10 protein-coding genes are annotated in these 11,090 nt (G+C 42.8%); 4 read left to right on the top strand and 6 right to left on the bottom strand.

The features are described from left to right. From HQK88_10875 to HQK88_10865, 3 genes are all read left to right on the top strand, one after another. Window positions 1–957: CZB domain-containing protein (locus HQK88_10875; GenBank protein ID MBF0617303.1), on the top strand; the 957-nt coding region annotated here is incomplete at its 5' end. A 130-nt stretch (window positions 958–1,087) separates the two neighbouring features. Then, the gene (gene aroD / locus HQK88_10870) at window positions 1,088–1,777 is read left to right on the top strand and encodes a type I 3-dehydroquinate dehydratase (protein ID MBF0617302.1); all 690 of its coding nucleotides are present in this window, start codon (window positions 1,088–1,090) and stop codon (window positions 1,775–1,777) included. 49 nt (window positions 1,778–1,826) lie between these two features. Continuing rightward, the gene (locus HQK88_10865; protein MBF0617301.1) at window positions 1,827–4,415 is read left to right on the top strand and encodes a response regulator; all 2,589 of its coding nucleotides are present in this window, start codon (window positions 1,827–1,829) and stop codon (window positions 4,413–4,415) included. A gap of 269 nt (window positions 4,416–4,684) precedes the next feature. On the opposite strand, the gene HQK88_10860 is transcribed toward HQK88_10865, so the two are convergent. From HQK88_10860 to HQK88_10835, 6 genes are all read right to left on the bottom strand, one after another. After that, complete coding sequence (locus HQK88_10860) at window positions 4,685–5,557, bottom strand: 4-hydroxy-tetrahydrodipicolinate synthase (GenBank protein ID MBF0617300.1); 873 nt, start codon at window positions 5,555–5,557, stop codon at window positions 4,685–4,687. 18 nt (window positions 5,558–5,575) lie between these two features. After that, on the bottom strand, window positions 5,576–6,421 hold the full coding sequence (locus HQK88_10855; GenBank protein ID MBF0617299.1) for a diaminopimelate epimerase: 846 nt from the start codon (window positions 6,419–6,421) through the stop codon (window positions 5,576–5,578). A 17-nt stretch (window positions 6,422–6,438) separates the two neighbouring features. Next, window positions 6,439–7,695, bottom strand: coding sequence for a diaminopimelate decarboxylase (gene lysA, locus HQK88_10850; protein ID MBF0617298.1), 1,257 nt, complete (start codon window positions 7,693–7,695; stop codon window positions 6,439–6,441). 113 nt (window positions 7,696–7,808) lie between these two features. Then, on the bottom strand, window positions 7,809–8,276 hold the full coding sequence (locus HQK88_10845) for a hypothetical protein (protein ID MBF0617297.1): 468 nt from the start codon (window positions 8,274–8,276) through the stop codon (window positions 7,809–7,811). Beyond that, window positions 8,273–9,526, bottom strand: a complete 1,254-nt coding sequence (locus tag HQK88_10840) for a beta-ketoacyl synthase (protein ID MBF0617296.1) — start codon at window positions 9,524–9,526, stop codon at window positions 8,273–8,275. The genes HQK88_10845 and HQK88_10840 overlap by 4 nt, the downstream gene beginning before the upstream one ends. Before the next feature lie 39 nt (window positions 9,527–9,565). Continuing rightward, window positions 9,566–9,949, bottom strand: a complete 384-nt coding sequence (locus tag HQK88_10835; protein MBF0617295.1) for a hypothetical protein — start codon at window positions 9,947–9,949, stop codon at window positions 9,566–9,568. A 162-nt stretch (window positions 9,950–10,111) separates the two neighbouring features. Here HQK88_10835 and argB point away from each other — a divergent pair, with 162 nt between their 5' ends. Next, a complete protein-coding gene (gene argB / locus HQK88_10830; protein ID MBF0617294.1) occupies window positions 10,112–11,032 on the top strand; it encodes an acetylglutamate kinase in 921 nt (306 codons plus the stop codon). Window positions 11,033–11,090: the final 58 nt, after the last annotated feature.

The raw sequence follows: 11,090 nt of genomic DNA, 5'->3' as shown, positions 1-11,090 counted from the left end.
GTTGCTATGAGAGAGATTGCAAGTAAAATATCTATTATAGAGGAAATTGCGCGTCAAACGAATTTGTTAGCACTTAATGCGGCAATTGAGGCAGCACGAGCCGGAGAACATGGAAAGGGCTTTGCAGTGGTAGCCTCAGAGGTGAGAAAACTTGCGGAAAGAAGCCAAAAAGCCGCAGGTGAAATAAGCACCCTGTCAACAACGACTGTTCAGGTGTCAGAGAAAGCAGGCGCTATGCTTAAGCAGTTAGTGCCGGATATTCAAAGGACCGCCGAGCTGGTACAAGAGATAAGCGCTGCCAGTAATGAACAAAACATAGGAGCAGAACAGATAAATAAGGCAATATCACAACTTGACCAGATAATTCAACAAAACGCTTCTGCTTCAGAGGAGATGGCGTCAACCTCCGAGGAGCTTTCGTCTCAGGCAGAGCAACTACAAAACGCCATATCATTCTTTAAAACCGGTGATACAGGCTATTCAGGTTCAGTCAGAAAGCCAGAAACAAAACATACGCCACCACCACGCATTGCTTTTGAAAGGAAAACTTTAGCCAGACCAGCCAGATCAATACAATTGACTCATCATGATGACCACAGTATTGTAAAAGTATCGTTTGACTTTTCCAACGCCAGAAGCAAACACCTTGCGTGGAAAAGCAAGCTAAGAGATTTCCTCGATGGCAAAGAAAGCCTCACCGAGTCACAGGCAGTTTCGCATAAAGACTGTGATCTTGGTAAGTGGCTGTACTCTAAAGGGATTTCCTCTTTTGGCCACTTACCTGAGATGATGAAACTTGAAAAAATCCATGAAGAACTCCATTCGTTAGTTAAAGATATTGTACGATCTAAGAACTCCGGCAACGCATCTGCCGCCGAGGAGCAGTTTGCCCACATTGGACCAATGAGCCAGGAAATAATTTCGTTACTTACAGCTATTGAGAAAAAAGTTTCATAACGCAGTGATTATTTATGTGTAGGGGCGCACCCCTGTGTGCGCCCAGATAATTGGGCAGGCACAGGGGCCTGCCCCTACGAGGTTTCAATGCGAGATGCTACCCGCAAAATACATGAGCAGATTAAAAGATTTGAAAAAAATAGGGAATCTTAGACTGGCTGAGAAGCCGGTTATTGTTGTGCCTCTTACGGATAACGGCATAAAGAGCATAACAGACGTAAGACCAGCCTCTGTGATAGAGCTTAGAATAGATATGTTTTCGGATTTATCAGAAAATTATATTGTGGCTGCAGTTATCGAAGCAAAGAGTAAATTTAATCTCCCTGTTATAGCTACCTGCCGTGCGTTTGAGGAGGGAGGTGCTGTTAAAATCAGTGACACGAGGCGAATTGAGATATTTTCTGTGGCTGCCATATGTGCAGACGCAGTTGACGTAGAGTTAAACTCAAGCATTTTTCAAGATGTTTTAAAGACAGCTAACCAAAGAGAAATCCCTCTGATAGCCTCTTTTCATGATTTTACAAAGACGCCGCCTTTGGATGTGCTTGAGTCTATGCTTCAAAAATCAGTAACTTCAGGCGCTGATATAACTAAGATAGCGCTTATGGCAAACACAACTGATGATGTTGCGCTTCTTGCCGATTTCACAATAAAACACAGGGAGTCAGGCATAGTGTGTATAGCTATGGGAAAGATTGGTATGGCCTCACGTGTTTTTTTTCCCTTAATAGGCAGTCTTTTTACGTTTGCCTCAATAGAAACATCCACCGCTCCCGGACAGCTTAGCGTCAAAGAAATGGCAAGGTTTTATGATTTTTAAGTTGCAACTCAAGTATTTCTGATACTTATGCTACAATAAAACTGTAAAAATGACTGTTTTTTCAAATCTGCTGAGAGGTATATCCTTATGGGGACTAATACTTTCAGCCTTGTATCTGAGCAGCTTGTTTGGCTATCTGGTGTTTCATACGTTTACTGAGCTTTTTAGTATTGTCATAGCTTTTAGTATCTTTACTCTTTCTTACAATACCCGCCGTTATATGAAAAATAATTATCTGTTTTTCATTGGAATAACATATCTTTTTCTGGGTATTCTTGACTCTCTCCATACGCTTACGTATAAGGGCATGAACATAATAGATACTCAGAGCATGGGAGTAGCAACAGAACTATGGGTTGCTGCACAATATGTGGAGGGAATTTCTTTTTTAGCTGCTCCGTTTTTTTTATTTAAAGAAAAAATTAGAAAAAATTTGATATTTACAATTTACAGCGCAGTAACTTTATTAATATTTGCTTCAATTTTTATATGGCATAACTTTCCTGCTTGTTATGTGGACGGGCTTGGGCTTACACCGTTTAAGAAAATCAGCGAGTACATCATTTGCCTTATTTTAATGGTTTCTATGTGGCTGTTGATTAAAAACAAGAGATTTTTCTATAAAGACGTCTTGAGGCAGTTAGCAGGCTCCATTGCGTTTACAATACTAACGGAGCTTTGTTTTACTTCTTATGTTGGTTTATACGATTTTATAAATATGCTGGGACACTTTTCAAAAGTTATATCCTACTATCTTATCTACAGGGCTATAATCGTAACTGGAATGAACAGACCTTTTGATCTTATGTTTAGGGATTTAAGTGTTAGTAAAGAGGAGGCTGAGAAGGCAAACAGTGCCAAAAGTGACTTTATGGCAAACATGAGCCACGAAATCAGAACACCTATGAACACCATAATTGGGATGACAGACCTTGCTACGGAGATGTCCACTGAGGAAAAACAAAAGGAGTATCTTTCGATAGTAAAGGGCGCTGCCAATTCTCTCTTGACCATAATTAACGAGATACTGGACATTATGAAGATTGAATCCGGCAAATTGGAACTCGAAAGTGTTGATTTCTCAGTTAAAACTGTCATAGAGGATGCGTGTGATATGTTTATAGTGATTGCCAAAAAGAAGGGGCTTTCGCTTAGTTACAACATTTCATCAGATGTGCCGAGGTTATTAAATGGTGATCCGGCAAGGCTTAGGCAGGTAATTATCAACTTGACGGGTAATGCCGTAAAATACACAACTGAGGGCGGAATTGACGTTACTCTAAGTCTTTTAGATGGGCAAGATGACGATGGCTACGTAAATCTCATCTTTTCAGTTAAAGACACAGGAATTGGAATTGCCGCTGACAGAAAAGAAGTGATATTTGAGAGATTTACTCAGGCCGATAGCTCTACAACCAGAAAGTATGGCGGTTCAGGTCTTGGGCTTACTATAAGCAGAGAACTTGTAAACCTTATGAAAGGACGAATCTGGGTGGAGAGTGACTCTGGAGTTGGGAGCACTTTTTACTTTACCGTCAAAATGAAAAAATCTTCTGCACCCCCAAAGCATACCACTGATGACCACATCGAGCAGCGTTCAAAACGCAGATTTAAAGTACTTATAGCGGATGACATTGAGGAAAACATTATTTTATTACAAATACGCCTTCAGCAATATGGACACACGGTTATTGCAGCCCGCAACGGACTTGAGGCCGTGGAGTGTTTTAAACATAAGACGCCTGACCTTATTCTTATGGATATTCAGATGCCTGTGATGGACGGCTTTGAAGCAGCCCGTATAATCCGGCAGATGCAGTCATCCGAGGACAGGAGTACTACGATTATCGCCCTGAGTGCCGGCGTGATGGCTGAGGAAAAGGCATCATACATCTCAAAAGGCATGGATGCTGTGGTTGATAAACCCATAGACATAGAGAAACTACTGTCAATAATGGAAACAGTTGTGCCGGAGGGAGTTGGAGAGGTTTACACCGAACCTTACAGCGGGCCAGAGACAGACTTACAATTACCGTCAGTTGACGGCATAGATATGAATAAGGGAATAAGTGTCTGGAAAGACGTTAAGACTTATCAGAAAGCACTGGTCGGGTTTTCCGAAAAGTATGGCGATGCAGCGGAAAAAATAGTGTCGTTAATGGAAAATGATGAGATTGAAGCTGCCTATACCATTGTACACTCCCTAACCGGTCTGACAGGAATACTATCGCTTACGGATGTGTATCCTGTAGTCAGGGAACTGTCGCAGTTGTTGAAAGAGCGAAATATAAGTGAAGCCATGAGGCAAATCGCCCAGCTTAGAGAGCTGCTTGTGAAAGTTACTGATTCTATACACAGTATAGGACAGCTGGTTGAGGAGCCGGCAGCGGAAAAATATGGCGAATTGGATATTCCGGCAGTAAAAGAGATTATCTTTAGATTATTGAAATCTTTTGAGGCATACAACCCGGAGATTGTAGAACCTGTAATGCTACAACTTCAGGGAGCTGTAAGCAGACGACAAATAAAGCTGGTAAAAAAGTACGTGGAGGAGCTTGACTTTGTTAAGGCAAAAGAGGAGACTATAAAGCTGGCTAAAGAATTAGGAATAAGCCTTGATACCAGTAATACTAAGTAGAGACCGTTGCAAAATTCTCAAAATGTTTTTATAGTTACCACCACTAACAAAAAACTAGATTCCTGCCTTCGCAGGAATGACAAGAGAAAAAGGAATGACAGAAAGAGAAAATCATATCCACCTTTGTCATTCCCGCCTCTCTTCTCTTGTCATTCCCGCCTCCGAGCGGGAATCCAGTCCTTTCCCAAATATTTTAATTGGCAGAAAACCGTCTATAAAATTAACTTTGTAAGCAATTATATTATTTTTGCAACAGTCTCTACTTGGTATTAAATTAATTTGTAAGAGGATAGAATCTCTTTCAGTTTATCCCTGTTTGGTTTAGACATCTCACAGAGCGGAAGCCTGAACTCCTCCTGAATTTTGCCCATCAGAGCAAGAGCTGTTTTAACCGGTATGGGATTTGTTTCAATAAACATGGCGGCATTAAGAATATCGAGTTTGTAGTGAATGGCACGTGCCTCATCAATTTTGCCACTTGCCGTTAACGCACACATATCTGCCACAGCTTTTGGCATAACATTAGCTGTAACTGATATGACTCCCTTACCGCCAAGCATCATTAGTGGAAAAGTAGTAAAGTCATCACCGGATATTACGGCTATCTTATCTCCACACAGGCGTATCACCTCGCTCACCTGTTTCATGTCGCCTGTTGCTTCTTTAATAGCAACGATGTTTTTGATTTCAGCAAGCCGTGCCACAGTCTGAGGCAGCATGTTTAGTGCGGTTCTGCCTGGAACGTTATATAACACTATGGGAATATCAACGGCCTCAGCCACTGCCTTGTAGTGGCGGTATAACCCCTCCTGAGTGGGCTTATTGTAGTATGGGCAAACAAGTAGAGAGGCGTTTGCGCCGAGCTTTTGAGCTTCTTTTGTCATCTTAATTGTCTCTTCTGTGGCGTTAGCACCTGTGCCGGCAATTATGGGGACTTTTTTATTAGCCGCCTCAATTGCCACCTGTATGACCCTGTAGTGCTCGTCATATTCAAGGGTGGCGGACTCTCCGGTTGTCCCACATGGAACAATAGCAGATGTACCTTCTTTTATATGCCACTGGATTAAATCGCCATAAGCTTTTTCATCAAATTTGCCGTTTTTAAAAGGCGTTACTATAGCTACGATTGAGCCTGTAAACATTATATTATCCTCCTGTTATTATATTTCAATATTAATTTCACCGGTAAATACGGTAACTGCGGGGCCTGTCATAAAGATATGACCGCTAACTTCATCCCACGTTATGTCCAACTCACCACCTCTGAGATGTACAAGCACTTTCTTGTCAGTTAATCCTTTATACGCAGAAGCCGCAACTGAAGCACATGCCCCAGTGCCACAGGCAAGCGTCTCACCGGCTCCACGTTCCCACACCCGCATTTTTATTTCATCCCTGCGTAGAACCTGTATAAATTCAACATTGGTTCTTTTAGGGAAAAACTTGTTAGTCTCTAATAACCTTCCGTCTCTCTCAACCGGATAAGACTCTGTATTATCAACAAAAATAACTGCGTGCTGATTACCCATAGATACACAGTTTATTGTAAACACAGAGCCTTCAACATCAAGCGAGTGGTCAATAACTTTACCATCCATATCAACAGGAATTTTCCTGCCTTCAAATTCTGGCATTCCCATATCAACACTGACCATGATCCCAGCTTTTTTAGGTTTAATAATTCCAGCAAGAGTTTCAATGCTTAGTGTTTCTTTCTCTGACAGGCCGGAATCCCATACATACTTAGCAAAACATCTGATGCCGTTTCCGCACATTTCAATCTCTGATCCGTCGCAATTAAAAATCCGCATAGAAAAGTCAGTGTTGTCAGCTTCAGAGAGTAACAGCATCTGATCAGCTCCTATGCCAAACCGCCTGTCGCAGAGTTTCCTCGATAAGTCGCTCCATTGCAGGGCTGTTATGGACATAAGCTCTTTGTTATTTATCAAATCAAATAGCACGAAATCATTTCCGAGTCCGTGCATTTTAGTAAATTTAACTTTCATGAGTTATACACCGTGTGTTATTTCAAAAAGTCCGGGATTTTCTCGTTACGGACAAGGTCTTCGTAGTTTTCTCTTTGGCGAATAAGGTAGTGTTCAGAGCCGCTTACAAGCACCTCGGCAGCGCGCGGTCTGCTGTTATAGTTAGAGCTCATAGAGGAGCCATAGGCTCCGGCACTCATAACGGCGGCAAGCTCACCGGGCTCAAAACTTTGGATTTCTCTGTCTTTACCGACAAAATCACTGGATTCGCATATGGGGCCAACAATATCGGCAAACACTTTGTTTCTCTTTGTTTTTTTAACCGGCATAATCTGGTGATAAGCGCCGTACATGGCAGGCCGCATGAGGTCATTCATACCGGAGTCCACGATTATAAAATCTCTGTCCGAGCCTTTTTTTATGTATAATACTTTTGCCAGCAAAATCCCTGCGTTTCCTACCAGCGTACGTCCCGGTTCCATAATGATTGTAATATCACGCCCTGACACTATCGGTATAAGTTTTTTGGCAAGCTCCTCAGGATGTGGCGGCACCTCATCCAGATACTGAATGCCGAGCCCGCCACCAATATCGAGGTACTTAATGCCAATTCCCACAGCTTTAAGTTGATCTATAAGAGCTACAATACGGTTAAGAGCATCAAGAAACGGAGTTATGTTGATAATCTGTGAACCGATATGTTCGTGAATTCCCACTACCTCTATGTTTTTAAGTTTTGACGCTTGTTTGTAAAACTCAAGTGCCCCTTCATATGGAATACCAAATTTATTTTTCTTTAATCCGGTTGAAATATATGGGTGCGTCTGGGGGTTAATATCAGGATTAATTCTGAGTGCTACCCGAGCGCGTTTTCCCAGATTTGAGGCAACCCTGTCAATAGTGGCAAGCTCCTGCTCCGATTCCACATTAAACATCAGAATATTTTCGTTTAGTGCGTAAGCGATTTCGTCCTCTTTCTTACCCACTCCGGCATAGACGATTTTCTCTGAGGAAACTCCTGCGGCTTTTGCCCTGTAGAGCTCTCCCCCTGAGACAACATCCGCCCCGCCCCCTTCGTTGGCAAATAACTTAAGAATTGCAGCATTAGAGTTAGCCTTAATTGCAAAACAGATTATATGAGGAAAATCCTTAAAAGACGTATCATATGCCTTAAAATGTCTTAATAGTGTTTTGTGGCTATAGACGTAGAGGGGAGTGCCGTAAGTCTCAGCCAACGTCTCCAGCGCCACGTCCTCAGCATGCAACCGGTTATTTTTGTAGTCAAAGTAGTGCAATTTTAGTCCCTCGCTTTCTATCACGTTTGTACTGATAACTCCTTTTCAGGGTATAATATAGTATATTTCAGTTAAAAGGGCAAGTGATAAAATATTTATATGGTAATAAAGCTTTATATTACAGACATCTTCTTAATCTCATCGGTATTAAACCCGCTGTAGTAGCAAAACCGTTTTATCAGCTCGTTTTTGTCAGTCTTATGGAAATGGCTAAAGAGAATCCTGTCTATGCGGGCGATTTCATTACCTTCATGAAAAACCTGGGCATGTCCCATGGTATCATTTTTGGAGCCGGAGACGATAGTTCCCCGTATCACAACACTAATCCCTGGGCGGACATTTACCGGCAACTTAGCGCCCTCTACAAGGGTCATTATGGCTGAAAGGTTAAAATCATTTGAATATATAATCAGCCAACCTAAAAGCTGAGCCATTGCCTCAACAAAGATAACTCCTGGTATCACTGCCCTTTTAGAAAAATGTCCCCGGAAAAACTCCTCGGAAAGCGAAAAAGTTTTCACTCCGGTTATTTCCTTACCCTTTTCAATGTTTAACACCCTGTCATAGTATAAGAATCTCATGCGCACCTTTGCACAACAATTGATGAGGCATGCCCCTCGTAACTCAGGGAGTTTATGAGGACGGTATTGATTTTAGCGGTAATTGGTTCACCGGTTACAAAGTTAAACTTAATCCTCTCGTCAACTGGGGTTGAGTTAATCGAGGGAGGAACAGTCCCGTGTTTAATCATACAATCAGCCAGTATTATGTTGACAGGGGCTGCAGCGGCAAAGGCATTGCCGATAGCTCCGGTAGTTGCCGTGACAAGTGTTTTTTCAGAGTGCGAAAATAGTGCATTAATAGCCTCAATCTCGTTAGTGTCTGAGTGTGTGCCATCGGCGTGAGCGATAACTACGTCAACATCTGAGGGGGTTATGCCACTATGCGTAAGAGCCGTCTCCATAGAGTGGGATATGGCCTCTTTTGTTGGAAAAGACGCAACCCCGTTATCATTATAATCAAAGGCAAAACCCCATCCGGTTATTGATGAGACAAAAGATATGCTGCGCTCTTTGGCTAAGGAGTATGGCTCAAGAGCAATAAATGCCCCTGCCTCACCTAAAATAGTGCCGGTTCTGTTTTGGGAAAATGGGCGCAGTGCGTCATCAGAGTTGTCTTTTGAAATAATCTCAAACACACGGCCTCTGATTATACTTTGCGGATTAACCTTCTCTGACACACCGCCAGCTATAACGGCAGCCGATTTACCGTTAAGCACAGAGGACACAGCCTCGGTTACGGCATACACAGCCGACTCCCCATGAGGTGAAAACACGGTGTTGTCTCCTTTTAACCCAAGCACAATTGAGCCCTGGCAAAAGGCAATGTTGTTAAGCATGGCAAGGGGCCAAAGCGGGTAAATCTCTCTGTAGCCTTTAGTAAAAAAAGTGTCATAATTAAACTCGTTTTGACATGATTTTAAAACAGCAGGCAGGAGGTCTGATATCTCATAGTCAACCATTCCAAGCCCCGCAAAAAAACCAATCCGGCCAGAAGGATATAACTTCTCACTAAACCCAGCTGATTTATACGCTGCACTTGAGCTTTCCATAAGCAGATACGAGTGAGTGTTCATAATTCTTGAGTGCTTTGGTGAAATTCCAACAGACTGGGCATCAAGGCACTGTGCCTGAGCACAAGGGATCCCGCTTAGCCCCTGGGAGTCATATCCGCAGGTTTTACGAACTCCGGACTTTCCGTCTATAAGGGCGCTATATAAATCATGGGCGGTGTTACCTAAGGAACAAGTAACACCGCAACCTGTTATCACAACAGAGGCATCCATCATAAGTGGCCGTTTAAGTAAAGCTCATCTTGGCACCGGTTCCCACGGACGCGGGGGATTTCCTGAGTTGGGTACAACCCATAAAGGTACAGGAAACCACGGAACCCACACAGTAGCCTCAACAGCAACCGGTGGCGGTGCTTGCACGACAGGTACCGGTAGTAACACGCTTGGCACTACATAAACATGCCTGCGCCTGTGCACTGGATAATATGCTGGAGGGGGAGCTGGCGGTAATGGATAAGGATACGGAGCCATGTAACGCGGCGGTGGTGGGCCAAAGGGTGGATACGGTGGAGGTGCGCCAAAAGGTGGATACGGCGGTGGAAATGCCTCAAGCAATGTGCTAAATAACACAGCAAACAACAGCGCTGTAGCCGTAACAACTACGACTTTTTTTAACATCATCTCTATACACCTCCTCTTGTATGACCGTTAATTATATTCTAACCCTGTATGACGAAATAGTCAATATAAACTCTCCGAGCGCTTTTTATTGAAACCCAATCCACTAAAATGATAGACTACTTTTAACGATTTTGATAAAAGATAGAAAAAAGGAGAAAAACTATGCCGCAGCTTACACTGCTAAAAACGGCAAGGATACTTGTTAAGAAGCACAATTTTACCGGACAGGGACTGCGTGAAGCAATACCGTACATAAACGCCTTTAACGGAAAACGTTTTGTGCTTAAAATAGGAGGCTCTGTTTTAAATGATTTAACACTCCTGCCTCTTTTAGTAGAGGATGTGGTGTTTTTAAAGAAAGTAGGGATTAATCTTATTTTGGTTCATGGCGGAGCACGTCAGCTTAGTGAGGCAATGAAAACAAGAAATCTACCTGTTGAGTTAAAAAACGGCTTGCGGGTAACATCTTCTGAGGTGCTTGAATTAGCGGCAGAGGTTTTTACTGAAATAAGCCAGGCTATCCAAAAGGAAATAGAGAAAAACGGCTATAAAGGCGCCATTTTTGGACGCGAATCAGGTCTTGTAAAATCTGCACAGATTGATCCATCCTCAGGGTTAGGGTTTGTCGGTGTTCCACAGAGTGTTGAGGTCACTTTGCTAAACGCACTTGCAAAAGATGTAATCCCTATTGTTTCGTCAGTTACTGCGGGGATTAATCCCGGCGATATTGGCTTCAATGTTAACGCTGACGATGTTGCCGGTATAATTGCCTCAGGAATAGCGGCAGAAAAGCTGATTCTTATGACCGATGTAGAGGGTGTGCTGGATGAATCAGGGAGGCTTTTATCCACTCTGACAGTGAGCCAGGTTGAGGAACTGATAGCACGAAAGGTTATCCACGGAGGCATGATACCCAAGGTTCAGACTTGTCTTAACACGCTAAGAGGCGGTACTCAAAAGTGCCACATAATAAAAGGCAGCGCCCGCTCTTTCATGGATGAGATTCTAACAGATGCTGGAGTGGGGACAGAGTTTGTCAGGGATGATTTTGTTAAACCAAGCAGCATTCCACGCATGAAATAAGTTTGACATATTATTAAAAACTACGCAGTTAGGTTATAATAAAACTAAGCCTTTAACA

Source organism: Nitrospirota bacterium (assembly GCA_015233895.1).
GTDB lineage: Bacteria > Nitrospirota > Thermodesulfovibrionia > Thermodesulfovibrionales > Magnetobacteriaceae > Magnetomonas.
Note: the sequence above shows the minus strand (reverse complement) of the source record. Positions and strands in the feature narration are given on the sequence as shown.

Coding starts and splice junctions, on each gene's coding strand:
- HQK88_10865 (MBF0617301.1), top strand. CDS start 1,827: ATGACTGTTTTTTCAAATCTGCTGAGAGGTATATCCTTATGGGGACTA.
- argB (MBF0617294.1), top strand. CDS start 10,112: ATGCCGCAGCTTACACTGCTAAAAACGGCAAGGATACTTGTTAAGAAG.
- HQK88_10855 (MBF0617299.1), bottom strand. CDS start 6,421: ATGAAAGTTAAATTTACTAAAATGCACGGACTCGGAAATGATTTCGTG.
- HQK88_10835 (MBF0617295.1), bottom strand. CDS start 9,949: ATGATGTTAAAAAAAGTCGTAGTTGTTACGGCTACAGCGCTGTTGTTT.
- HQK88_10860 (MBF0617300.1), bottom strand. CDS start 5,557: ATGTTTACAGGCTCAATCGTAGCTATAGTAACGCCTTTTAAAAACGGC.
- HQK88_10845 (MBF0617297.1), bottom strand. CDS start 8,276: ATGAGATTCTTATACTATGACAGGGTGTTAAACATTGAAAAGGGTAAG.